Source organism: Vibrio zhugei (assembly GCF_003716875.1).
Taxonomy (GTDB): Bacteria; Pseudomonadota; Gammaproteobacteria; order Enterobacterales; family Vibrionaceae; genus Vibrio; species Vibrio zhugei.
Genome location: NZ_CP033078.1, coordinates 892,628 through 916,932, shown reverse-complemented (window position 1 = coordinate 916,932; position 24,305 = coordinate 892,628). Strand labels below are relative to the sequence as shown.

The window sequence follows — 24,305 nt, the reverse complement described above, 5'->3', positions numbered from 1 at the left end:
ACAATTATTATTATTGATGCGATGTGATTGGTGAAACAATCAACGCACACTGACTCGTAACGCGGCACTGATCGCCAGTGGCGCAAACACCATGGTTAAGATGGCCATTGCCGCTAAGATGGCCAATTGCCCCGAATATTGACCGCCCATGGCGGCCACGTCCATTGCCGAGGTGGCGAAAATTAAAACAGGGATATACAAAGGCAAAACTAACAAGCTCAATAGTACTCCCCCTTTGTTAAGCCCAACGGTCAATGCGACCCCGATGGCGCCAATAAAACTCAGAACAGGAGTTCCCAGACACAACGTTGCAGCCATCGCCAACCAAGTATTAAAATCCAACGACAATAAAATCGCCAATACAGGGCTTATCACCAATAAAGGCACCCCCGTCAGTAACCAATGCGCAACAATCTTAGCAAATACACTCACGGGCAATGGTAATGGCATGAGCATCAGTTGTTCTAAAGCGCCATCTTGTAAGTCATCTTTATACATCCGCTCTAAAGACAACAATGCTGACAACAATGCCGCTACCCAAATGATGCCGGGGGCGATTCGGGACAGTAAATGATGATCTGGCCCAACACTTAATGGAAATAACGTGATGACCAAGATAAAAAACCACAGTGGATTAAAAATGTCCGTTTTGCGACGAAAAGCCACCATCAATTCGCGGCGAATCACCGCGATGCACATCGCCATCATGATACGTCACCTAAACGAATGTGCTTGAGCTGGGTATGAGCCAATAATGCATCTTGATGACTGGTTAATACGATCATGCCACCTTGCTTAGCATGATGTTCAAATAATGCTTCAAGCACACGAATGCCTTGTTTATCAATAGAAGTAAAGGGTTCATCAAGAACCCACAGCGTTTGTTGACTCAGCCAGAGACGAGCCAGCGCCACTCGGCGCTGCTGCCCCGCAGATAACTGTCCAATCGGTAAATCTTCGCGTCCAGCTAAACCGACTTTCGCCAGCGCTGCAAAAACCGCCTCGATATCCGTGCCCATGTTTTGCATCGTCTGATAAAACGTCAAGTTCTCAATCGCACTCAACTCACGCTTTAGCCCTATCACATGGCCTAAAAATATCATATCTCGATAATAGCTATCACGGCAGTGATTTAACGACTGACCTTGCCAAGACACATAACCACTGTCGGCCGGATTTAATCCAGCAATCGTTCTGAGTAACGTGGTTTTCCCTGCGCCATTACGGCCAGAGATTTGTACAATGTCACCGGGACGCAACTCGAAGGTAAGCTGATTGAATAATTGTTTATCAGAACGATAAACCGTAAGGTCTTGGACAGTTAGCATGGTCATATTTAAAGGGAATTTTCTACATACTAACATAAACAGTGGATGTCTATATAGCTTTGAAGGGAGCGACATGTCCTTAATAACTTAACGTATCAGCAGGCTGAATACATTATTATGACGGTATTGCCTTAACTTTTATGTCAGACAAAAAACCATGCCAAAAACAAGGCATTAGCATGGTTTTAACGATATTTGCGAGAAGGGCGACGCGACGCAGTACGACTGCCTAAATCTTCGTCAGGATCGCTGGTTAGCGGTGGAATCGTCTCTTTACCCGCTAACTTGTTTTGTAACGACATCATCAATTCCGCTTCTGCTTTGGGTAATTCACACTCGGATATTAACTCGTCCAAATCAGCGCCCAGCTTAACCATTTTACTGGCACGGCTATACAAACGACCATCTGTATCTTCATGTTCTAATTCAGTAAGCCGTTCATTTAAGTGCGCAATAATGTCTTTTTGTTCAGACACTCGCTGACCAAGTCCAACGACCACAGAACGAACCTCAAGCAACTGTTTATTGGCTTTATTGAGTTCCTTATCCAGTGCGCGTATTTGCTGACGAGCACTGTCTTGACTACGATACAAAGCTCGTCGCAACTGCACCAAACCAGCCACCAATAAAAGCGTCAATACGACAAAACCTCCTGCAATAACAGGAGGTGTAAACCAAGCCCAAGTCATCATTATAGGTGATTCATCTCATCCCATTCTTCGTCGGTCAGTAACTTATTCAAATCGACAAGAATCAACAGCTTACCGTCACGGTTGCTCACACCTTGAATGAATTTAGCACTTTCATCTGTACCCACACTTGGCGTGGTATCGATCTCAGAAGAGCGTAAGTAAACCACTTCAGCGACACTATCCACCAAAATGCCGATCACTTGCTGCTCAGACTCGATAACGATAATACGGGTATTATCCGTCACTTCGCCGGTCATTAATCCAAAACGTGCACGTGTATCGATGACCGTCACAACGTTACCGCGTAGGTTAATAATACCAATAACGTAATCAGGCGCACCGGGAACTGGAGCGATTTCTGTGTAACGTAGCACCTCGCGAACTTGCATTACGTTAATGCCGTAAGTCTCTTCTTCGAGCTGAAACGTTACCCACTGAAGTATTTCATCATTTGATTTTTCTTTTTTTACTTCTATCACTTGGTTTTGAGACATACCTTTTTCCTCTCTATGCCGTCTCCGACAAAAACTACTTATTTATCGAGCGCTTTAACATCAAGGCCAGCATTGAGCATAGCGATTAATGCATCAACATGGATCAACGCACACATTTTATCTTTAACCATACCCGCGAGCCAAGGACGCTTTCCAACTTGTTCTCGCCAGCGTATTCTTTCCGAATCAAGCCATTCTGTACCCATTAGTTTAGTACATGCTAGGCCCCACATACTTTCACCAAGCATAACAATATACTGATAGGCCTTTTGATGACTGTCATCTTTTAACTTTTCAGACATCACCCATTTTGCCGTATCAACAACATCAAGTTGTTGATCACGCTGGGTCTGTAAACCTAAATACCAACGTGGCCGGCCAATTAAATGACTCGGTTCACCTAACTTATTGATGCCACCGAGCTGATCGAGAGGAACCGCAAACGTTACGTCATTCACATCAAAATATAAAACCTGAAAGGCTTCTTGTCTTATTGGGTTTGTCCAAGAACGACTGTCTAACCCCTGTTTTGATGCAGTGTCTAACTCTGTTTCATTCTCAGTATTACTATCAACAATAGCAGTATTTTTCTCGCTTTCAACAGTGCTTGTCGCGGGCTCATCTGAAGCTGTTAGCGAACTCTCATCTTCAATCGCCACGGTATCGACCCGCTCAGTGTTCAGGGCAGCCTCACTTACAGGCTCTGTTACAGATTCAAGCTTCTCGTGGTGATGCGGCTCACCTTCTTGATCTTCAGTGAGCATTGCCGTATCCCACTCTTGAATCTCATCCTCAACAGAGGGCTCCTTAAACGTCTCAGTGATGGCTTCTTTTGCACTGGGCTCGACGGTCTCTTGAGCTATATTGATCGTATTTTGTTCGAGCACCTCATCGAGGTCTAATTCTTCAACCGGGTTAGAACCTTCAAGCTGACTGAGAAGGCGCTGTACTTCTTCCAGATTGGCACCAGGAAGTTCTTCAATATCATCATCTAAAAAAGGAGAATACGCCGGTTCTAAAGCGGGCATTCTTTGTAGTAAGGGTTGTGGTTCCTCCCCAACCGCCAAGTCTTCAAGACCCTCTTCATCGGCTTCATCCATGCTACTTTCTTCCGCAAGTAGCGAAGAAAAATACTCATCCAGAGCTTGCTCGCTTGATAATGCAGACTGATTACTCATCGATCGCCAGCCTCTCTAAGTGAACAAGTAACTGCTTGTAAGCAAACACGCCACGACTGCTCTCTGCAAAATGAGAGGCCGGTAAACGCTTTAAACTGGCATCACGAAACTTGGTATCAATCGGAACGGCTGAAGTCCACACTTTATCCGGATAATCTCGTTTTAATTGCGTGAGCGTTTGCAACGATGCTTTGGTACGTTTGTCATACATGGTGGGTACAATGGTCACTTTAAACTCACGCGTCCGAGACTTTTGCATGATTGCCAGTGTACGAATCATACGCTCCAAGCCTTTCATCGCTAAAAATTCCGTTTGTACTGGAATTAAGATACGATCACTGGCCGCAAGCGCATTGACCATCATGACCCCAAGAATGGGAGGACAATCAATAAGTACATGATCGTATTGATCACGTAAAGTTGCCAGAGCACGTTTTAGAATCAACCCCATGCCACTGCGGTTACCCATAACACGATCTAATGTTGCCAATGACATATGCGCAGGAATGATATCTATTCCTTCAACATCCGTTTCAAGAATCAGCGGATTGATCGCTTGAGCAGAAATTTCTCTCAACTGGAAAAGGTCGAACAAACTCGATGCAATACCATCAGCGTCATACCCTAAATACGTCGTTAAAGACGCATGCGGATCCGTATCAACAAGCAATACTCGTTTGCCTTGCTTACTGAGTAATCCAGCTAAGGTAATTGTTGTCGTTGTTTTACCAACGCCACCTTTTTGGTTTGCAACACTCCAAACAATCATTCCATCACCCTATGCAAGACCGACTTCGATTAAGATTCGTTCAGCAATTCGGTCCAACGGTAAGTCTTCAGAAGAAATGCCCGCTTTAGCGACCGCTTGTGGCATGCCATAAACGACGCAGCTCTCTTCATCTTGGGCCCAAATTGTTGATCCGGCTTCTTTTAACATACGGGCGCCATCACGGCCATCAGCCCCCATACCCGTCAAAATCATCGACAACACTTTATTACCATAAATCTTGGCAGCAGAACCGAAAGTCACATCCACACAAGGCTTGTAGTTCATGCGTTCGCCACCGTCAATAATTCGTAATCGAGCCGCTCCCGCACGCCCATCCAGCATCATTTGTTTACCACCAGGCGCTAAGTACGCCACTCCAGGACGCAAAACATCCCCATCCGCGGCTTCCTTCACTTCAATTTGACACAACGAGTTTAAACGGCTGGCAAATGCCGAGGTAAACGTTGCTGGCATATGCTGTACGAGCACTATCGGGTGCGGATAATTCCTTGGTAGATTCACTAAGATTTTCTGTAAAGCTACCGGCCCCCCTGTTGAGGTGCCAATCGCCGTCAACTGATAGCGCTTACCCGATGCCTTAAATCGCGCAGGTGCCGACGTCGAATGTCGAGACGCTGCACTTGGTGTGTCAGACCGTGCGGGCGCCCGAGGACGCTCGCTTGGACGAGCTGTGATGCTGCTTAACGTTGACGTACGCGGCGTCATCGTATTACGACGAATCATCCCTCGCTTAGAGGCGATAGACAGTACCCGCTGCTGCAATAACATGACCGCATCATCACGATTACGGGCGATATCTTCAAATTTCTTCGGTAAGAAATCTAACGCGCCAGCATCTAATGCGTCTAATGTCGCTTTCGCGCCATCATGAGTCAGCGATGAAAACATCAAAATAGGTATAGGATTTTTCGCCATAATTTCACGAACAGCGGTGATCCCATCCATGACGGGCATCTCGATATCCATTGTTATGACATCCGGCTTCAAACTTTGCGCTTTCTCCACCGCTTCTTTGCCATTTACGGCTACATCAATTACTTCTAAGCGTGGTTCGGAATTGATAATTTCACTAACACGACGTCTAAAGAAGCTAGAATCATCAACTACGAGTACTCGAATCGCCATAGTTTTCCTTATATCTCAATGGTCACTTAAATTCGAGATGCAGATGCATAACGTTTAAGTAGATCTGGCACATCCAGAATTAATGCTATATGACCATCACTAGTAATGGTTGCTCCAGCCATACCCGGTGTCCCTTGCAGTAATGCATCCAAAGGCTTGATCACAACTTCTTCTTGACCAATCAGAGTATCCACCACAAAGCCAACTCGCTGACTACCGAGTTGTACAATCACCACATGACCATGGCCTTTACGTGCGTCCACTTTGCCAGACTGAGGCGATAACCAATTTTGTAGATAGAACAAAGGAATCGATTTATCACGAACAATAATGGTTAACTGCCCATCAACAACATTGGTGCGACTCAAATCTAAGTGGAAAATCTCACTCACACTGGCCAAAGGCAAGGCGAAGGGATGATTAGCGACACCGACCATTAACGTTGGCAAAATCGCTAATGTTAGCGGCACCTTGATAATAATCTTAGTTCCTTTCCCCATTTCTGAGTCAATATCAATAGAACCATTCAACGTGTTAATGGCCGTTTTTACGACGTCCATTCCGACACCACGGCCTGAAATATCAGAAATCTGCTCTTTACTTGAGAAGCCCGGCATAAAGATAAGATTAAAACACTCTTTATTGGTGAGGCGCTCTGCCGCATCTTCGTCCATCAAGCCTCGTTTTACGGCGATACTACGAAGTTTATCCGGATCCATACCCGCGCCATCATCGATGATCGCTAATTGGATGTGGTCACCTTCTTGAGAGGCAGATAATAACACTTTACCTTGTCGAGGCTTACCGCTCTTCTCACGGACATCCGGCATTTCCACACCATGGTCAACAGAGTTTCTCACCAAGTGAATCAAAGGATCGGCTAACGCTTCCACGAGATTCTTATCCAGATCGGTATCTTCCCCTTTCATCTCCAAAGTAATATCTTTTTGTAGACTACGGGCCAAGTCACGAACCACGCGAGGGAAACGACCAAACACTTTTTTGATTGGCTGCATCCGAGTTTTCATTACCGCGCTTTGTAAGTCAGCCGTGACAACATCAAGATTCGACACCGCTTTCGTGATTTGCTCATCACTGCTGTTCATACCCAAGCTCAGTAAACGGTTACGCACTAAGACAAGTTCACCCACCATGTTCATGATGGTATCAAGTGTCGATGTATCGACACGAACACTGGCTTCAGCCTGAGGTTTTTTCGCGATAGGTTGCGCCGCTTCTTCTGCTCGTTTGGCAGGCGCTGCCGCAGGTTTCTCTGCTGGCTTAGCCGCGGGTTTAGGTGTCGGTTTGGCTGCAGCGGGCTTAGGAGCGGGTTCTGCTGGCTTAACCGCAGCGGCAAGTTCCTCTTCAGAAGGTCCTTTGCCAGAACCATGCAGTTCATCCAACAGCTTCTCAAATTCGTCATCCGTCATCAAATCATCGCCGCTGAACGACGATTGCGATGCGGCTTTCGGGGCCTCATCTTTTTTGGTGTCTTTTACATCAGACTGTGCCGGACCTTTGCCTGAGCCATGCAGCTCATCCAATAACTTCTCGAATTCATCATCGGTAATGTCATCATCGCTTGAGGCAAAACTATTGGTCGCAGGTTTGTCTGCCGCCGCCGTTTGCGCTGGCTCAGATTTACCCGGTGCTGCGCCCTTGCCATGCAAGTTATCGAGTAGCTTTTCAAATTCATCATCGGTGATTTCATCAATCGATGCCGCATCTACCGCGGTGACTTCTGGAGCGACAACGTCAGGTTCGTCTGCCACTTCCTCACTCACTGCCTCATCGTCCAGCACTTCATCAACGGGTTGTTCAGCTTCTGGATCTGGCTGTTCGTCTTCGGATTCAGGTTTGCAAAGTTGATGCAATTCTTCAAGTAAAGCGGGATCGGCGGCCTCTAAAGGCTCACGATTCTGAACCGCACTAAACTGCTCATTGACAGTATCCAGCGCGCGCAGCATCGTATCCATTAAACTTGAGGTGACGGTCCGCTGCCCATTACGCAAGATATCGAAGACATTCTCTGCGCCATGACAGGTTTCCACTAGTTCAGTTAATGTCAAAAATCCGGCGCCACCTTTCACGGTATGGAAACCGCGGAAGATCGCGTTAAGAAGATCTTTATCTTTAGGATTATTTTCAAGTTCGACCAACTGCTCAGAAAGCAACTCTAGGATCTCACCAGCTTCCACCAGAAAGTCTTGAAGAATATCTTCGTCTAAATCGTAGCTCATACTTTACCCCTAAAAACCAAGACTCGACAATAAGTCGTCGACTTCATCTTGAGATGACACAGCATCTTCACGTTCATGAGGGTTCATAATGGGTCCCTCAGGCGACGTGGCTGAATTATCTTTGTTATGCGTATCTGATTGCTGTTCTTGCTCGGCTGCCTGCACTTGGTTTAGACCAAAGACCGTCAAAATTTCCACCAAGCGATTCTCTACTTCACCGACCAACTTAATCACGCGACTAATAATCTGCCCAGTCAGATCTTGGAAATCTTGGGCCATCAAAATCTCAGTGAGATGCCCGCGTAGTTCGCTGCTATCGCCCTCAACTAACGACAGTAAATCATCAATGCCATGACATAAGACTTTAAATTCTGTTATTTCTATTTTGCCATTCATTAACTGATTCCACTGAGGGCGTACCTTGAGCAAGCTCTCGTGCATGCGGTCGGCAATAGGCATACAGAAATCAACAGCATCCATCGTTTTGTTTGCCGCCACTTCCGTTTTTTCGATGACATAATTGAGGCGGTCACGGGCGTCAGGAATTTCATCTTGAGCGATTTCAGTCATACGCTCATCAATATGAAAATTTTTCAAAGAGTCATGCAACTCACGCGTTAAGGTGCCGATTTCCTGTAACATAGGATTATCTTCAACCGCTTGTTTTAAATCCGCATCACCTTTCGCGTTATCGTTTTGGGGCTGCATTTGTGCAACGAGAGCACTGGCTTCATCCTGCAACCCGTTTTCGACCAGTTTGACGAGCTCTTGGGCTTGTTCTAGTGAAATCATAATGAATCGCCTTTACGAGTAATTGAATAGATTACCTTTTGTCCTAACTCTAATTGCTATGTCTAGGAATTAAAGACGCTCGAAGATTTTGTCGAGTTTTTCTTTTAGTGTTGCAGCGGTGAACGGCTTAACAATATATCCGTTAACGCCAGCTTGAGCCGCTTCAATAATTTGCTCGCGCTTCGCTTCTGCAGTGATCATCAATACAGGAAGATGTTTCAATTGATCATCAGAACGAATATTTTTTAATAAATCGATGCCTTGCATACCCGGCATGTTCCAGTCAGTTACGACAAAGTCAAACTCACCCTTCTTAAGCATCGGCAAAGCCGTTAGTCCATCGTCAGCTTCTTGGGTATTATTAAAACCCAAGTCACGAAGAAGGTTCTTCACAATACGTCGCATTGTTGAGAAATCATCAACAATAAGGATCTTCATGTTTTTATTCAAAATAGCCTCCACTGAGTTACAATCAGTGATAGTTAGTCGTTTTCAGTCCAAGAACTCAATTTGGTTCGTAGACGCTGCATTGATTGGCTGAGTATCTGGCTAACGCGAGATTCACTGACACCGATGACTTCACCAATTTCTTTCAAATTTAGTTCCTCATCATAATAGAGCGAAAGTACCAAAGCTTCACGCTCTGGAAGCGATTTAATTGATTCAACCAGCGCTTTTCTAAATGATTCATCCGCTACTCCTTTAAATGGTGTATCGTCATGTTCGTCATTCACCGGTGAAATCGCATCATCCGACACACCAAGATCTTCCATCCCCACAATCCGTGAGCAGTTAATATCTTTGAGTGCGGTATGATATTGATCAAGCGATATTCCCAAATACTTCGCCACCTCGATATCGGAAGGGTCACGTCTAAGCTCTCCTTCTAGTATAGAGATAGCCTGGCTAATTTCTCGGTTTATCTTATGAACCGAGCGCGGCACCCAGTCACCACGTCGAATATCGTCGAGCATCGCCCCACGAATTCGAATTCCTGCGTAAGTCTCAAAGCTGGCGCCTTTACTTCCGTCATAATTTTTTTGAGCTTCAAGTAAACCTAACATGCCTGCTTGAATTAAATCTTCAACCAGAACACTGGGGGGCAAGCGCCCCATCAAATGATGAGCAATACGCTTAACCAAAACGGCGTACTTCTCTAAGAATAGCTGTTGGCTATTCAGATTGCCGTATTGATCATAAGTTAGCGCTTTATTCACCGAAAGATTCCCCTGCTATTTCTTTGCGATTAAGTAGTCGTTCGACAAAAAATTCTAGATGACCGCTTGGCGAACGTGGTATTGGCCAAGTCAGTGCTTTATTTGCCAATGAGCTAATTGCCAATGATGCCGCTGAACGCGGGTAAGCATCAACCACAATCTTTTGTTTTTTCACAGCTAGACGTACATTATCGTCCAAAGGAATGCATGCGACGAGTTCCAAGCTTACATTTAAGAACCGCTCTGTGACCAAGGTCAACTTTGCGAACAATTCTCTGCCTTCACGATAGCTTCTAACCATGTTTGCCACGACTTTAAATCTCTGAACTTGATGTTCACGACTCAGCAGCTTAATCAATGCGTACGCATCAGTGATCGATGTAGGCTCATCACAAACAACAATTACGACATCCTGAGCGGCACGCGAAAAGCTAACAACCATGTCAGAAATCCCCGCAGCCGTATCAACAAGCAGCACATCCATTTCATCTTCCAATGAACCAAATGCGCGAATCAAGCCGATATGTTGGGCATGGGATAGCTCTGTCATCGATTGCGTACCAGAGGTCGCCGGAATAATTTTAATACCAAAAGGCCCTTCAACGATGGCGTCTTTCAGCTCACACTCACCAGCCAATACGTGACCTAAGTTACGCTTTGGACGAATGCCGAGCATCACGTCAATATTCGCAAGGCCTAAATCGGCATCGAGAACCATCACCTTTTTGCCTTGGCGAGCCATGCAAATAGCCATTCCGAGCGTCACATTGGTTTTACCCACACCACCTTTCCCGCCAGTCACCGCAATGACCTTAGTTAAAGAAGGTTGTGTTAAGCGGCGTAAACCGCTTGCTTGGTCATATATCATTTTATTTGTCATCTTCATCGCCGCCTAGAATTTATCCACATCACTCGCCCAGTAATGAGGCTCGTTCTCTGTCGACTTTTCAAGTAACTCGTTAGCTTTAGATATCATATACTTAGGTTGGGCTATTACAATATCTTCGGGCACTCGTTGTCCATTCGCGATATACGCTACTGGTAACGCATTTTGTACCACTACACTGACAAACTCACCGAGACTCAAACACTCATCAAGCTTGGTCATAATGCAACCCGATAAAGGGATGCGTCTAAAGTGATCAATGGTTTCTTGCAATACTTTACGTTGTGCTGTCGCGGGCAGTACCAAGTAGCTATGTATCACTTCCCCACTTTCTTGCATTAAGGTGTCCAACTGCTCTGTAAGCCGAACATCACGTTGCCCCATGCCTGCGGTATCAACCAAAACCAGGCGACGATTCCGTAGCTGATATATTACATCGGCTAACTCTTTGGAATCTTTAGCAACTTTTACAGGACATCCCATAATACGTCCATAAATCGACAATTGCTCATGTGCCCCGATACGATATGTATCCGTGGTCACCAACGCGACATTGTCAGACCCATATTCCATCGCAGCACGGGCTGCTAATTTTGCCACGGACGTGGTTTTACCCACACCTGTAGGACCTAACAGCGCGACGACGCCGCCCCGTTTCAAAATATCTTGTTTACAGACTGGGATTTGATCGGCCACCAATCGCAACAGTGCTTTCCACGCTTTCGGAGGCTGAGTATCTTCAGGAATGTAACAGGCCAATTGATCAGCAAGGTCCAATGACAAGCCCATACGCTCTAAGCGACGGATGAGCATAGCTCGTAATGGTTCGCGTCGTTCCACCTCTTGCCACATCAAACCGGATACTTGATGCTCAAGCAGCCGACGAATAGAAATCATTTCTTCGCGCATGTTTTCCAGTTCTTCACTGGTTGGGGCAATGTCTTCTTGGCGCTGACGCTCATACCGACTGGGATCCAAGCGTGAGCGAGATTGCTTGGCTGGCGATTGCGTGGCGTGATCATCTTCTAATGCTCTTGCTAATGAAGGCACCCCTTTGTCCCGCGACTCACCACCTCTCTGACGTTGTAATAACGCCGTCAATGAATCTGCTTCTTCTGATCGTTCCGTTTCATCACCCACTTGAGTGTTGCTGTATTGTTGCAACATATTCGCAAAACGCTGGGTGACCGAGCGACTTGGTGACGCGCTGTTCTTTAAGCTCACGCGATCATCTTGCACTTCACGTCGGTAAGCCGATTGGGATGGTTCTGGCTGACGCGACGCTGGTGCCTTGTAGGCAGACGCCGAATAGGATGACTGCGCAGCCTGAGCACGTTTAGGACTTTTGGTAGGAGAAGAGTTATCACCATCGACAGCGGCGACAATCTCAACACCTCCCGCTACCTTTTTATTCGACATGATCACAGCATCTACCCCAAGTTCTTCTTTTACTTGGAGTAATGCGGTTTTCATATCTCTGGCAAAAAATCGTTTTATCTTCACAGCAATAACCCATATTTAATATGAGGCGAATTAATTACCCACTGCCTGCACGATGCGAATTTGCTTCTCATCCGGTATTTCCTGATAAGAAAGGACACGTAAGTTAGGAATGGTATTTTTCACAAACTTCGCTAACGTTGATCTTAGTACGCCCGATGTCAATAATACGGCGGGTTCGCCTTTTAATTCTTGTTCTTGCGTTGCTTGGCTTAAAGACTCTTGCAAACGCTCGGCCAATCCTGGTTCAATACCTGCCGATTCTCCGCCGGAGGCCTGCATGGTCTGATGCAATATTTGTTCCAGCTCAGGAACTAAGGTGATAACCGGTAGCTCAAGCTCTATGCCATTGATTTCTTGGACAATTAAACGTCTCAAGGAAATTCGTACCGCTGCAGTCAATATGTCAGGTTCTTGACTCTTACTCGAATATTCGGCCAATGTCTGTACGATGGTACGAATATCTCGGATCGGGATGGCTTCATTTAAAAGATTCTGTAGCACTTTCACCACCACACCGAGAGGCAATGCATCGGGCACGAATCCTTCGACCAGTTTCGGAGTATTGCGGCCAAGCATCTCTAATAAGTTTTGTACTTCCTCGTGACCAATCAATTGCGATGCATTATTGGTCAATAACTGGCTTAAATGTGTCGCCAACACTGTGGCCGAATCCACAACGGTATACCCCAAAGCCTGTGCATGCTCGCGTTGCTCACCTCGAATCCACACAGCTTCTAATCCAAAGGCAGGGTCAAACGTCGGTTCGCCATCCATCATGCCATACACTTGACCTGGATTAATGGCCAACTCTTGGTCTGGGTGAATACTCGCTTCACCGACCGCCACGCCCATCAAGGTGATGCGGTAACTATTCGGCGCCAATTCTAAGTTATCGCGAATATGAACGGGAGGAATTAAAAAACCAAAATCTTGCGAGAGTTTCTTACGCACACCTTTCACACGCTCTAAAAGCTCGCCACCTTGATCTTTATCGACTAAGGGGATAAGACGATAGCCAACTTCAAGCCCAATCATGTCGACCGGTTGCACGTCATCCCATGACAACTCTTTTGGCCCACCACTTCCATCCTCTAAAGGCGCCGGAGGGTTGGCATTGATGTCATTGGCTTTCGCTTGCTTACGTTGGATTAAATATGCAGAACCGCCCGCTATCGCCGCAAGTAATAAGAAGGCAAAATGAGGCATACCTGGTACGATGCCCATCGTGCCAAGAATCGCCGCGGTGATCATTAGTGCTTTCGGGTTATCAAACAGTTGGAAAACTAACTGTTGTCCCATGTCTTCATCGGTATTTTGACGCGTGACCATAATCGCCGCGCCAATGGATAACAGCAAAGAAGGAATCTGTGCGACCAAACCATCACCAATGGTGAGTAAGGTATAGATTTGTATGGCTTCACCGAAGCTTAAGTCATACTGGACCATCCCGATGGTCAAACCCCCGAGAATGTTGATAAAGAGAATCAAGATCCCCGCAATGGCATCGCCCTTTACAAATTTAGACGCACCATCCATCGAGCCATAGAAATCCGCTTCTTTGGTCACTTCACTACGACGCACACGCGCCTGCTCTTGATCAATCAGGCCAGCGTTCAAATCGGCGTCAATCGCCATTTGTTTACCAGGCAAGGCATCAAGCGTAAAACGGGCACTCACCTCGGAAATACGCCCGGCACCTTTGGTCACCACAACAAAGTTAATGATCATCAAGATACAGAACACCACCAAACCGACGGCATAGTTACCGCCAATCACAACGTTACCAAAGGCTTCAATGACGTTACCGGCAGCGCCTCCCCCTTCGTGCCCTTTAAGTAGCACGACACGGGTTGATGCGACGTTTAACGCTAAACGTAAGAGAGTGGCAATCAGCAATACGGTCGGAAAGGCCGCGAAATCTAAGGGGCGCCGAGTGTAAACGGTCACCAATAGGACCACCAAGGACAACGCGATATTGAAAGTAAAAAATAAATCCAATAAAAACGCCGGCATTGGCAACACAATCATACCCAGTGTTGCCAAAACCATGATCGGCGCACCGATCGCAGGCATGGCGCGTTTCGGTATCGGTGGTAATTTGTCCGCAAAGGGCAAAGTAAACTTCATAGGCTAATCAAGCATCAAAGAAAAAACGAATGGGCGCTAGACGCGCAATCTTGGAGTGGATGCAAAAATTAGTCCATCTTTAAAGTCAATTTTTCGACACTTCATCAGTTCCGCCTTCAAAGGCTTGTCTCTAAAGGCAGAGAACGCCGTAATTATGACATTAATGCGAAAAATCTTAGTTTTTCAATGGATTGCTATGGTCTTACTGACCATAATACCTCTCCACGACGTGCGACAACATCGTACTCAATACAGTAGAGTGTAGACGGCGTGAACATCGGTGCAGGAATATCGACGACAAATTCAGCGACTAAATACCCCACGAGCGGTAAGTGTGAGACCAACATAACCGATTCAAGGGATTCATGCTCGGCGAGAGCCAAAACATACTCCACCACATCCTCTGCTTGGCCATAAGGCGTAATATCATCACAACTTTGCACATCATGCGCTGAGCAGTAATTTTCTATTTCTTGCCACGTTTGCTGCGCTCGTAAGTAAGGACTCACTAATACTTTATCAATGGTCAAGGCACCATATTGCGCCTGACACGTTTTCGCAACCGCCACACTGTCACTTTGACCTCGCGCGGTGAGCGGGCGCTCAGCATCACTGGCTGCGCAGACATCGGCTTCACCATGACGCATAATAAATATTTTCATTATCTCTACCTACTTTCCGGTCTGACATCGTTGAGATACAGAGAGTCGTACTCTCGAATTCGATAAAAAGCGCCGCATAGTACCTGCTTTACAGCCTGATTAGCAAACTTCCCGGACAAGATTGACCCAGAAGCGAGGCCACCATCAACTATTGAAGGCGATTTATCTTGATTGACTCGTTGATAAGCGACGACATAGCCTGATGTGTGATGTGAATAGGTTCTACGTCATCAATAAGGCGAGAGTATAGCAAGCTCGTCGCTAAAGTATTCGACACCGTTAACACTCTATCAAATACGCCGTTAACCCGCTAAAATGAATGCCCAGTCCGCAAAATGATGTTTCTCTCTTTGCGCGCCATGATTTCAACGCCATACTTAATCTCAAACCCATACCTCGGAGAGTTCGCGTGCACCTAAGCCCAAATGATAATAATCTCTATCAACACCTCACTCTCTCAAATGGATTGAGAGTACTCTTGATTCAGAGTGAACAGACGCAAAAGTCCGCGGCCTCTCTTGCGGTCAATGTCGGTCATTTTGATGATCCTGCTGAACGCGAGGGCTTAGCACATTATCTCGAGCATATGTTGTTTTTAGGGACAGAAAAATATCCTCAATCTGGTGAATTCCAACGCTACATTAGCCAGCATGGTGGGAGTAATAATGCCTGGACGGGAACGGAGCACACCTGCTTTTTCTTTGATGTTTATCCCAACGCGTTTGAAAGTGCCTTGAGTCGATTCAGTCAATTTTTCATAGCCCCACTGTTTAATGCCGATTCACTGGAAAAAGAACGCCAAGCGGTCGATTCCGAATATAAAATGAAGCTCAATGATGATGCGCGGCGTTTGTATCAAGTCCAAAAAGAAACCATTAATCCGCAACATCCGTTTGCCAAATTTTCCGTTGGAAATCATGAAACCTTGGCGGATCGAGAAAACGCCAATATTCGTGATGAAATCATCTCATTTCATCACACACACTATTCAGCAGATTTGATGACACTGACATTAATCAGTCCCGATCCTATAGACACACTCGCACAATGGGCGGAAACCTATTTTGCTGACATAGCAAACCAACATCTCGCGCCTAAAACCATTACGTCTCCATTCGTGACACCAGAACACACCGCGCAGATGATTTACGTCGAACCTATTAAAGACATTCGTAAGTTAATCTTGAGCTTTCCAATCCTCGGAGAGGATGCGCATTATCAAAGTAAACCCCTCTCTTATTTTGCCCACTTGCTGGGTTATGAGGGGCAAGGCAGCCTCATGCAATGCCTGCGCGATAAAAACTGGATCACCTCGCTGTCCGCAGGTGGAGGCAACAGTGGCAGTAACTATCGCGAGTTTTCGGTCAGTTGCTTATTAACCGAGACAGGGATTTTGCACACCGATGAAATCATAGAAATGGTTTTTTATGCCATTCAAACCATTGCTAAGTATGGGTTAAATCATTGGCGATATGCGGAAAAACAAGCAGTATTAGAAGCGGCATTTCGCTTTCAAGAAATGGCTCGTCCTATCGATATGGCCAGCCACCTGAGTATGAATCTACAGCGTTATCATACAGAAGACACCATATATGGGGATTATATGATGCGTGAGTATGATGAAGCTTTGCTACAAGAGCAGTTGGCACATTTCATCCCCGCTAACCTCAGGGCCACAATCGTCGCCAAACATCTCGACTATACCCAAGAGGCTAAGTGGTACTTTACGCCATACTCAATGACTCCGTTCAGTAACGAGCAACTGGAGCGCTGGACAACACCCCGTGAGTTCTCCGATTTTGCATTGCCAACCAAAAACCCTTTCATTTGTTATGATTTACAAGCCAAGCCGCTATTAAGTCATCAAAAAGAACCTCAAATCATCGAGGAATCACCGGGATTTCGTTTATGGCATATGCAAGATCAAACCTTCCCAGTTCCCAAAGGGGTGTTATACATTGCGATTGATAGCCCTCATGCGGTGGCTAGTGCTCGAAACATTGTCATGACACGTCTGTGTGTTGAGATGTTCCTCGACTCACTCGCCGAAGAAACCTATCAAGCAGAAATCGCTGGAATGGGCTATAACCTGTACGCACATCAAGGGGGCGTCACCCTCTCTATTTCTGGTTTTAGCGAGAAGCAACCCCAACTGCTCAGCATGATCATCAGTAAATTTGCTCAACGCCATTTTAGTGACGCCCGTTTCGCAAACATCAAAACTCAATTGAGCCGCAGTTGGAGCAATGCCTCACAAGATCGTCCTATCGCCCAGCTGTTCAATGCCATGACAGGGTTATTACAACCCAACAACCCGTCTTACCAACATTTGCTTGAAGCCCTAGAAACCATCGAAATCACGGAACTGAGTGATTTTGTGGAAAAAGTTTTAGCCCAGTTGCACGTCGAAATGTTTGTGTATGGTGATTGGCAACGTGATGAAGCCTTACAGTTAGGAGAAGAGTTGAAAAATGCGTTACGCGTACAGGATCAAGAATACGAAGAATCCTTGCGTCCTCTCGTCATGCTCGGAGATAACGGTTCTTTTCATTATGAAGTCTCTTGCGATCAAGATGACTCCGCCATTTTAGTGTACTACCAATCAGAAAAAATGGATGCCAGGCACATTGCCCTATACTCGTTAGCCAATCATTTGATGTCAGCTGCGTTTTTCAATGAAATTCGCACAAAACAACAGCTTGGATATATGGTCGGTACGGGTAATATGCCATTAAATCGTCATCCGGGTATCGTATTGTACGTCCAGTCGCCAAACGCCGCTCCCGTCGATTTAATGGATGCAGTCGACGAGTTCCTCAATGCGTTGTATATGGTGCTATTAGAGCTCAACGATTATCAATGGCATAGTAGCAAGCGAGGATTGTGGAACCAAATTGCAACGCCCGATCAAACCTTGCGGTCACGCGCGCAGCGTTTTTGGGTCGCCATCGGCAATAAAGATTGGTCATTCCACCAGCGTGAGGCGGTATTACAAGAACTCAAACAATTAAGCCGCAGTGACATGATCCGCTTTGTCGTGAATGAGCTCAAGCCTCGTACCTCGAATCGCTTAGTCATGCATACCAAAGGCAATGTTCACCAAGATGCACCAGAGCTTGATGATGGCCATGAAATTGGCTCTATTGAATCGTTTCAACTGCGTCCCAAAGCCTACGATATCGGGTAATGACCGCTACTGCCCGCCACGCTCAGACTCAATGACCTGTTTGAGCGAGTGCGGGTGAATTTTTAGGGTGACGCCTTGCCATTTTAACGCAATGGTAGGATTGGCAAGACGCTCCCCCGCCCCTTGTGGACTCGACAACTTAACATTGACACCCAAGGCATCAAATTGAGACCACGCCTTCGCCATGTTTGGGTATCGCTTCATAAGTGAGTCTAAATACGCGGGTGCCGTGTCTCCTGAGGCGGGGATCACCACCTCAATATGTTCCCAATTTTGCTCTGGATATCGCTTACCCTGCACTGGGTAAGGCAATTCTAAACATTCAATTTCCCACGTTTCGATAACAAGAGGGGGATGGAACTGAAACACAATAATAGGTCGTCCATTGATCTGAGCTGAAGAGATTTCCTCACCATACTCACCCCAAGCCGCACGAGCCAGCTCGGCAAGCGCCTCATCATTAATCCGTAGCGCAATATGATCAATCTGAAAATCCTGTAACTCGATATGCGCCAACTGAGCCAATTGCTTCATTTTTTCCATGAAAGGGGCGATATTGGTGAGCATCTGCTGAGGGTGCAAAGTCGCTTGATATAAGAGATCTGACATGATGAGTAATCCAAGAGTCTGTTTTTCCATGGATACTAACAATAATCGACGTAAAAGTGGATGTTTAGAGAAATTACGTACTATAAGACCGCAAATAAAATTGCTATTATGTGCTCCAATTTATGAACAAAATTGAGATATGCATCCACTTTTAAGAGTGTCGAGTAAGCATACCCAGCCAATTCCGAGAATTGAAGGAAAAATAAGTGAATATCCAAGCACTGATTAATGAAAAAGTTTCTCTGGCTCTTGAAGCCGCTGGCGCACCTGCGGGAACTCCTGCCGCAGTCCGTCAATCCGCTAAACCACAGTTTGGTGACTATCAAGCCAACGGCGTGATGGGTGCTGCGAAAAAATTGGGCACAAATCCCCGTGAATTCGCACAAAAAGTCTTGGATGTATTGGATCTTGATGGCATCGCAAGTAAAACAGAAATCGCTGGCCCTGGCTTCATCAACATCTTTTTGAGCAATGAATTCTTAGCGCAATCGGTCGAAGATGCGCTGGCTGACGAGCGCCTCGGTGTGGCCAAAGAAGCCACGCAAACCATTGTTGCCGATTACTCTGCGCCAAACGTCGCAAAAGAAATGCATGTGGGTCACTTACGTTCAACCATTATTGGTGACGCCGTTGTTCGTACCTTGGAGTTTCTAGGCCACAATGTGATTCGCGCGAACCACATCGGTGACTGGGGAACACAGTTCGGTATGCTGATTGCTAACCTTGAGCGTGTGCAACAAGAGTCGGATAAAGAAGTGTCTATGGAATTGGCTGACCTAGAAAACTTCTACCGTGAATCAAAAAAACTCTACGACGAAGATGAAAAATTCGCATTAAAAGCCCGCGCTTATGTCGTGAAGTTGCAAGGCGGCGACCAGTACTGCCTCGACATGTGGAAAAAGTTGGTGGATATCACCATGATTCAAAACCAACGCAACTATGACCGCCTTAATGTTTCGTTGAGCCGTGACAATGTCATGGGTGAGAGCATGTACAACAATATGCTCCCGGGAATTGTCGCCGATTTGAAAGCGCAAGGACTGGCACAAGAAAGTGATGGTGCCCAAGTGGTGTACTTGGACGAGTACCAGAATAAAGATGGTGACCCTATGGGGGTTATTATCCAAAAACGTGATGGTGGCTTCTTATATACCACGACGGATATCGCTTGTGCTAAATATCGTTACGAAACGCTGCACGCCGATCGTGTCTTGTACTTTATCGATTCGCGCCAACATCAACATTTGCAACAAGCCTGGACCATTGTGCGTAAAGCGGGTTACGTGCCAGACTCTGTCAGCCTAGAGCACCACGCTTTTGGTATGATGCTGGGTAAAGATGGCCGTCCATTTAAGACTCGTGCCGGTGGTACTGTGCGCCTAGCTGAATTGCTTGATGAAGCCGAACAACGTGCTAAAAAACTGATTGCTTCTAAAAATTCAGGTTGGAGCGAAGCTGAGCAAAGCAATATTGCAGAAACCGTTGCAATGGCCGCTGTGAAATACGCCGATCTCTCTAAGCACCGTACGACTGACTATGTCTTCGATTGGGACAATATGCTGGCATTTGAAGGCAATACAGCGCCTTACATGCAGTATGCTTATACGCGTGTTGCGTCGATATTCTCTAAAGCTGGCGTGTCGATGGATAACCTAAGCGGTCACATCCAGTTAACCGAAGACAAAGAAAAAGCATTAGCGGCTAAGCTGCTTCAATTCGAAGAAGCCGTGCAATCTGTGGCTCGTGAAGGCCAACCGCACATTTTATGCAGTTACTTATTCGAGCTTGCCGGGCTATTCTCAGGCTTCTATGAAGCCTGTAATATCTTAAGTGCCGAAGAAGACGTTAAACAAAGTCGCTTACGTTTAGCCGCGCTCACTGCAAAAACCATTAAACAAGGTTTAGGCTTGATGGGCATTAATACCTTAGAGCGCATGTAAGCTAGACCACACACTGAGCCGCTTAACAAGGTAGAACAGACTAAAAAGGTTGGCGAGAGCCAACCTTTTTTATTCAGTCTAACGGTATGATGGTATTGATTAAGGAAATGAGTATGAGCTTTACCCTACACCCTCAACTTGCGAATGATACGGATATTATTGGTCACTTCCCTTTATGTCTCGCCCTTCTACATAAAGATCGTGCGGTTCCATGGGTTATTTTAGTGCCCAAAAAACCGGAACTGCGCGAACTACATCACTTGCCCATGGAAGAACAACAGGCTTTCTTGTTGGAATCACAATGGGTAAGCCAAGTACTGGAATCGGAATTCCATCCGGCGAAACTCAACTTAGGCGCGCTCGGAAATATGGTTCCTCAGCTGCATATTCACCACATCGCTCGTTTCGAAAACGATGTAGCTCGGCCAGGCCCCGTGTGGGGAAACACCTCAGGTGAATGGCGCACAGCGCAGCAACAAGCGGCGATGCTTAGTCAACTCCGCCAAGCCTTGAGTCACTCTGATTTATTCCGCCCACTCTGAGTGTCAGCCATAGAGACTGCGCCCAGTGAAAACTGGGCGCAGGCTTTTTGATAAATACCTTTATTTTGCTTACATCGTCACATGCACAGACAAGCTGTCGGCCTGATTAATACCGTAACGTACCCGTACAACATGATCGGCCACGTTAGTGTCTTCATAACGCGAGATAGCACCTTTTTTTATCCATACCGCTAGCATGGCATCCACGCCATCCTCACTCATGGCAAACTCTTTCGCTAAATCACGTCTTGAACACCCTCGGTGCGATTCGATGTAGTGTTTTAATTCAAACAGAATCATGCCACGCTCACTTTTATCGATTGCAACGTCTGCTTTTTACGGCGCAAATACAGAAACAAACCACCCAAAATCATGAACACACTGACAGTCCATATCCCCGCTTCCACAGGTTGCTTGCCGACTTGCGACCATTGATAAAACAACGTGGCTCCGCCATAACCTAACCCTAGCGTCCAGATGGCAATCAACCCAGCAAATCGCCCGCCAAATTCACGCACATAAGCGCCCATGGCTGCCACACAAGGGGTATATAATAAAATCATAATAAGATAAGCGAAAGCCGCGTATCCACTGCTAAAGTTAAGGTTTAAGTTGGTAAAAATACTGCCATCTACGTCTTGATCTTTTGCAACCTCTTGGGTGTTCGTCAAATCGCCAACTTCAATGCCCATCGGATCGCTGAAATTAATGCCAGCAAGATTGTTAGGGATGGATAACACCGACTCTTTCAAGCTGCCCCACAAATCATAATCACTTGCCTTGGCAACTTGCGAGGTATACAAGTTATTTAAAGTCCCGACTACGGCTTCCTTAGCAAAAATTCCGGTAATAATACCAACGGTTGCCGCCCAGTTATCCGACTCGATGCCCATCGGTTCAAATACGGGTGTCACAACTTGTGCCGCCTTAGATAGCACAGAATCTGCGGTATCTTGATGGCCGAAAGAACCATCGACTCCCACGGAATTGAGAAAACTCAAAATAGTGACCACCAAAACGATGGTTTTCCCTGCCCCTAACACGAAACGTTTTAATTTCTGCCACGTTTTTATCACCACATTTCGTAATGTTGGCACCTCGTAATCCGGCATTTCCATAATCAACGATTCGCTAGAACCTGGATATAACGTATGTTTAAAAAATAACCCGGTAAATACCGCCGCAGCAATCCCTAGCAGGTACAAAGCAAAAACAATGTTTTGTCCATTCTCAGGGAAAAATGCCGCAGCAAACAGAGCGTAGACAGGTAAACGCGCCCCACAGGACATGAATGGAACCATCGTTGCCGACAATTTCCGTTCACGCTCTTGATCTAACGTTCGTGTTGCCATAATCGCAGGCACATTACAGCCAAAACCCAACACCAGCGGGACGAAAGCTTTACCAGGCAAACCAATTTTTTGCATGATTTTATCTAATACAAAGGCGGCGCGTGACATATATCCAGAGCTTTCTAAAACGGCAAGAAACAAGTACAAGCAAGCAATGACCGGAATAAAGGTCGCCACCGTTTGAATCCCTCCGCCCAGCCCATCAGCAATAAGCGTCACCAGCCACGAGGGTAAATGTGAATCAAGCAGGTAATGCCCGCCATCCACCAAGACAGCACCAAAACTAATGTCAAAAAAATCGATGAACGCACTACCGATATTGATGGAAAACATAAACATGGTGTACATGACAAGGAAGAAGAAAGGGATACCAACCCACTGATTCAATATGACTCGATCCAGCTGTTTCGTCATCGTATGACTTAACTTCCCTTCACTGCGACGGACACTTTGGCAATACTCATGCAATAATGTGTACTTGGTATCGGCAATATGTAAATCAATATCAAGCGAACACTGTTGCCGGGCCTCGGCAATCCGTCTTTGCATATGATCAGGCAGTGCGTCTATCAACAAACGGTCGTCTTCCAACGCACGAATCGCCATGGCTCGTGGTGCAATACGCGAGTTAGGTTCTATTGCGCAGACAATATGGTTAATCGCCGCTTCAAACTCATCATTATATTGAATATGCAATGGCGCTAACGTTAAACCTTGCTCTAGTACGGCATTCAAAGTCGCTTTTAGCTGACGAACCTCGCTGGTGTTATTCGCGCTTAATGATAAAACAGGACAGCCAAGAAGTTTGGCTAACGCCGCTTCATCGATGGTTTGTCGTACCCGCTTCAAGGCATCCATTTTATTGAGGATAACCACCATTGGGCGCCCTAGTTCACGCAGTTGCGCTGTCATGTACAGGCTACGCTCTAAGCACGTCGCATCAACCACATTGATGATGAGATCCGCTGAGTGGGTGAGCACCGCTTGAGAGGCGATCGCTTCATCAAGACTATTCGCATCGTTGCCACTGTCTAGTGCATAAATGCCCGGCAAATCCGTTAAATGAATCGTGTGTTGTTCGAATTGGTAGTGTCCGGTTTTCTTTTCAACGGTGACCCCCGCCCAGTTACCCACTTGCTGGCGAGCTCCGGTTAATCCATTGAATAACGTCGTTTTACCACTATTGGGGTTGCCAACAGTTAAGAGTTGATATTGCATTTACCGTGTCTCCACTTGAATAGAGCAAGCGATGCTCGAACGCAACGCGATGGAAACTCCGCGTACATCCACCTGTAGAGGATCCCCTAGAGGGGCGCGACGCACTAAAGTAATCGCCGTATTCGGTAAAATCCCCATGATCATCAACTTTTTCCGAGTTTCACTCGATAGGTCATCAAAGCCAGAAATCACCGCGGCCTGCCCGATTTCAAGTTCACTTAATTTCATTGCCATTGTCTGCCACTTAATCAGAGTCTAAATGAGAAATATTTGCATTCAGTATAGTCACTGTAACAAGTTATTTCACCGACCTCTTGAGTTACATCAAAAAAACTCGAGTTTTATGCGCCATGCTCCCTTTTAAACTCACTCAGTGGAGGTCAATACAAATGTCAGAGGATAAGTGCGGCGCTTATAGAATAG

General features: G+C 46.1%; 22 protein-coding genes. 3 read left to right on the top strand and 19 right to left on the bottom strand.

Annotated features, from left to right (window positions below; translation table 11 throughout):
* Positions 1–39: 39 nt before the first annotated feature.
* The 15 genes from ccmB to sixA all read right to left on the bottom strand — a co-directional run bounded on the left by ccmB (position 40) and on the right by sixA (position 15,034).
* Entirely contained in the window at positions 40–708 is a 669-nt protein-coding gene (gene ccmB / locus EAE30_RS09530; protein WP_123015707.1) for a heme exporter protein CcmB, read from the bottom strand.
* The gene (gene ccmA / locus EAE30_RS09525; RefSeq protein ID WP_123017318.1) at positions 705–1,328 is read right to left on the bottom strand and encodes a cytochrome c biogenesis heme-transporting ATPase CcmA; all 624 of its coding nucleotides are present in this window, start codon (positions 1,326–1,328) and stop codon (positions 705–707) included. Before ccmA ends, ccmB begins: the two co-directional genes overlap by 4 nt.
* Before the next feature lie 185 nt (positions 1,329–1,513).
* The gene (locus EAE30_RS09520) at positions 1,514–2,020 is read right to left on the bottom strand and encodes a DUF2802 domain-containing protein (RefSeq protein ID WP_123015706.1); all 507 of its coding nucleotides are present in this window, start codon (positions 2,018–2,020) and stop codon (positions 1,514–1,516) included.
* Positions 2,020–2,514 (bottom strand): chemotaxis protein CheW, encoded by a 495-nt coding sequence (locus tag EAE30_RS09515; RefSeq protein WP_123015705.1) that lies wholly within the window; start codon positions 2,512–2,514, stop codon positions 2,020–2,022. The genes EAE30_RS09520 and EAE30_RS09515 overlap by 1 nt, the downstream gene beginning before the upstream one ends.
* Positions 2,515–2,552: 38 nt before the next feature.
* On the bottom strand, positions 2,553–3,692 hold the full coding sequence (locus tag EAE30_RS09510; protein ID WP_123015704.1) for a chemotaxis protein CheW: 1,140 nt from the start codon (positions 3,690–3,692) through the stop codon (positions 2,553–2,555).
* Positions 3,685–4,461 carry a ParA family protein gene (locus EAE30_RS09505; protein ID WP_123015703.1) on the bottom strand — a complete coding sequence of 259 codons (777 nt, stop codon included), beginning with the start codon at positions 4,459–4,461 and terminating at the stop codon, positions 3,685–3,687. Before EAE30_RS09505 ends, EAE30_RS09510 begins: the two co-directional genes overlap by 8 nt.
* A 9-nt stretch (positions 4,462–4,470) precedes the next feature.
* The gene (locus EAE30_RS09500; protein WP_123015702.1) at positions 4,471–5,607 is read right to left on the bottom strand and encodes a protein-glutamate methylesterase/protein-glutamine glutaminase; all 1,137 of its coding nucleotides are present in this window, start codon (positions 5,605–5,607) and stop codon (positions 4,471–4,473) included.
* 26 nt (positions 5,608–5,633) lie between these two features.
* Complete coding sequence (locus EAE30_RS09495; RefSeq protein ID WP_123015701.1) at positions 5,634–7,847, bottom strand: chemotaxis protein CheA; 2,214 nt, start codon at positions 7,845–7,847, stop codon at positions 5,634–5,636.
* Between the two features lie 9 nt (positions 7,848–7,856).
* The gene (locus tag EAE30_RS09490; RefSeq protein ID WP_123015698.1) at positions 7,857–8,639 is read right to left on the bottom strand and encodes a protein phosphatase CheZ; all 783 of its coding nucleotides are present in this window, start codon (positions 8,637–8,639) and stop codon (positions 7,857–7,859) included.
* Positions 8,640–8,708: 69 nt separating this feature from the next.
* Positions 8,709–9,077 (bottom strand): chemotaxis response regulator CheY, encoded by a 369-nt coding sequence (gene cheY / locus EAE30_RS09485; protein WP_123015696.1) that lies wholly within the window; start codon positions 9,075–9,077, stop codon positions 8,709–8,711.
* 44 nt (positions 9,078–9,121) lie between these two features.
* Positions 9,122–9,856 carry an RNA polymerase sigma factor FliA gene (locus tag EAE30_RS09480; protein WP_123015694.1) on the bottom strand — a complete coding sequence of 245 codons (735 nt, stop codon included), beginning with the start codon at positions 9,854–9,856 and terminating at the stop codon, positions 9,122–9,124.
* Positions 9,849–10,736, bottom strand: a complete 888-nt coding sequence (locus EAE30_RS09475) for a MinD/ParA family protein (protein WP_123015693.1) — start codon at positions 10,734–10,736, stop codon at positions 9,849–9,851. The genes EAE30_RS09480 and EAE30_RS09475 overlap by 8 nt, the downstream gene beginning before the upstream one ends.
* A gap of 12 nt (positions 10,737–10,748) precedes the next feature.
* The gene (gene flhF / locus EAE30_RS09470; RefSeq protein ID WP_123015691.1) at positions 10,749–12,245 is read right to left on the bottom strand and encodes a flagellar biosynthesis GTPase FlhF; all 1,497 of its coding nucleotides are present in this window, start codon (positions 12,243–12,245) and stop codon (positions 10,749–10,751) included.
* 30 nt (positions 12,246–12,275) lie between these two features.
* Entirely contained in the window at positions 12,276–14,372 is a 2,097-nt protein-coding gene (gene flhA / locus EAE30_RS09465) for a flagellar biosynthesis protein FlhA (protein ID WP_123015689.1), read from the bottom strand.
* A 194-nt stretch (positions 14,373–14,566) separates the two neighbouring features.
* Positions 14,567–15,034: a phosphohistidine phosphatase SixA gene (gene sixA / locus EAE30_RS09460; protein ID WP_123015687.1), complete on the bottom strand. Its 468-nt coding sequence runs from the start codon at positions 15,032–15,034 to the stop codon at positions 14,567–14,569.
* Between the two features lie 409 nt (positions 15,035–15,443).
* On the opposite strand from sixA, the gene EAE30_RS09455 reads away from it, so the two are divergent.
* Entirely contained in the window at positions 15,444–18,221 is a 2,778-nt protein-coding gene (locus tag EAE30_RS09455) for an insulinase family protein (RefSeq protein WP_123015685.1), read from the top strand.
* 6 nt (positions 18,222–18,227) lie between these two features.
* Here the strand turns inward: EAE30_RS09455 and EAE30_RS09450 are convergent, their stop codons facing one another.
* A complete protein-coding gene (locus EAE30_RS09450; protein WP_123015683.1) occupies positions 18,228–18,830 on the bottom strand; it encodes a VOC family protein in 603 nt (200 codons plus the stop codon).
* Between the two features lie 206 nt (positions 18,831–19,036).
* On the opposite strand from EAE30_RS09450, the gene argS reads away from it, so the two are divergent.
* Positions 19,037–20,770, top strand: a complete 1,734-nt coding sequence (gene argS, locus EAE30_RS09445; RefSeq protein WP_123015681.1) for an arginine--tRNA ligase — start codon at positions 19,037–19,039, stop codon at positions 20,768–20,770.
* Positions 20,771–20,883: 113 nt separating this feature from the next.
* The gene (locus EAE30_RS09440) at positions 20,884–21,312 is read left to right on the top strand and encodes an HIT family protein (RefSeq protein ID WP_123015680.1); all 429 of its coding nucleotides are present in this window, start codon (positions 20,884–20,886) and stop codon (positions 21,310–21,312) included.
* Between the two features lie 69 nt (positions 21,313–21,381).
* Here EAE30_RS09440 and EAE30_RS09435 read toward each other — a convergent pair whose 3' ends face one another.
* The 3 genes from EAE30_RS09435 to EAE30_RS09425 are packed head-to-tail and all read right to left on the bottom strand — an operon-like array spanning position 21,382 to position 24,110.
* Positions 21,382–21,612: a FeoC-like transcriptional regulator gene (locus tag EAE30_RS09435; RefSeq protein WP_123015679.1), complete on the bottom strand. Its 231-nt coding sequence runs from the start codon at positions 21,610–21,612 to the stop codon at positions 21,382–21,384.
* Entirely contained in the window at positions 21,609–23,882 is a 2,274-nt protein-coding gene (gene feoB / locus EAE30_RS09430; RefSeq protein WP_123015677.1) for a Fe(2+) transporter permease subunit FeoB, read from the bottom strand. The genes EAE30_RS09435 and feoB overlap by 4 nt, the downstream gene beginning before the upstream one ends.
* On the bottom strand, positions 23,883–24,110 hold the full coding sequence (locus EAE30_RS09425; RefSeq protein WP_123017317.1) for a FeoA family protein: 228 nt from the start codon (positions 24,108–24,110) through the stop codon (positions 23,883–23,885). It lies immediately after the preceding gene.
* Positions 24,111–24,305 lie beyond the last annotated feature (195 nt).

Bases quoted from the DNA above. Each gene is read 5' to 3' on its own strand.
- sixA (WP_123015687.1), bottom strand. From the start codon at position 15,034: ATGAAAATATTTATTATGCGTCATGGTGAAGCCGATGTCTGCGCAGCC.
- EAE30_RS09505 (WP_123015703.1), bottom strand. From the start codon at position 4,461: ATGATTGTTTGGAGTGTTGCAAACCAAAAAGGTGGCGTTGGTAAAACA.
- EAE30_RS09515 (WP_123015705.1), bottom strand. From the start codon at position 2,514: ATGTCTCAAAACCAAGTGATAGAAGTAAAAAAAGAAAAATCAAATGAT.
- ccmA (WP_123017318.1), bottom strand. From the start codon at position 1,328: ATGCTAACTGTCCAAGACCTTACGGTTTATCGTTCTGATAAACAATTA.
- flhA (WP_123015689.1), bottom strand. From the start codon at position 14,372: ATGAAGTTTACTTTGCCCTTTGCGGACAAATTACCACCGATACCGAAA.
- EAE30_RS09490 (WP_123015698.1), bottom strand. From the start codon at position 8,639: ATGATTTCACTAGAACAAGCCCAAGAGCTCGTCAAACTGGTCGAAAAC.
- EAE30_RS09425 (WP_123017317.1), bottom strand. From the start codon at position 24,110: ATGAAATTAAGTGAACTTGAAATCGGGCAGGCCGCGGTGATTTCTGGC.
- EAE30_RS09520 (WP_123015706.1), bottom strand. From the start codon at position 2,020: ATGATGACTTGGGCTTGGTTTACACCTCCTGTTATTGCAGGAGGTTTT.
- EAE30_RS09495 (WP_123015701.1), bottom strand. From the start codon at position 7,847: ATGAGCTACGATTTAGACGAAGATATTCTTCAAGACTTTCTGGTGGAA.
- EAE30_RS09450 (WP_123015683.1), bottom strand. From the start codon at position 18,830: ATGTCAGATCTCTTATATCAAGCGACTTTGCACCCTCAGCAGATGCTC.
- ccmB (WP_123015707.1), bottom strand. From the start codon at position 708: ATGATGGCGATGTGCATCGCGGTGATTCGCCGCGAATTGATGGTGGCT.
- EAE30_RS09435 (WP_123015679.1), bottom strand. From the start codon at position 21,612: ATGATTCTGTTTGAATTAAAACACTACATCGAATCGCACCGAGGGTGT.
- feoB (WP_123015677.1), bottom strand. From the start codon at position 23,882: ATGCAATATCAACTCTTAACTGTTGGCAACCCCAATAGTGGTAAAACG.
- EAE30_RS09500 (WP_123015702.1), bottom strand. From the start codon at position 5,607: ATGGCGATTCGAGTACTCGTAGTTGATGATTCTAGCTTCTTTAGACGT.
- EAE30_RS09510 (WP_123015704.1), bottom strand. From the start codon at position 3,692: ATGAGTAATCAGTCTGCATTATCAAGCGAGCAAGCTCTGGATGAGTAT.
- cheY (WP_123015696.1), bottom strand. From the start codon at position 9,077: ATGAAGATCCTTATTGTTGATGATTTCTCAACAATGCGACGTATTGTG.
- EAE30_RS09440 (WP_123015680.1), top strand. From the start codon at position 20,884: ATGAGCTTTACCCTACACCCTCAACTTGCGAATGATACGGATATTATT.
- EAE30_RS09475 (WP_123015693.1), bottom strand. From the start codon at position 10,736: ATGACAAATAAAATGATATATGACCAAGCAAGCGGTTTACGCCGCTTA.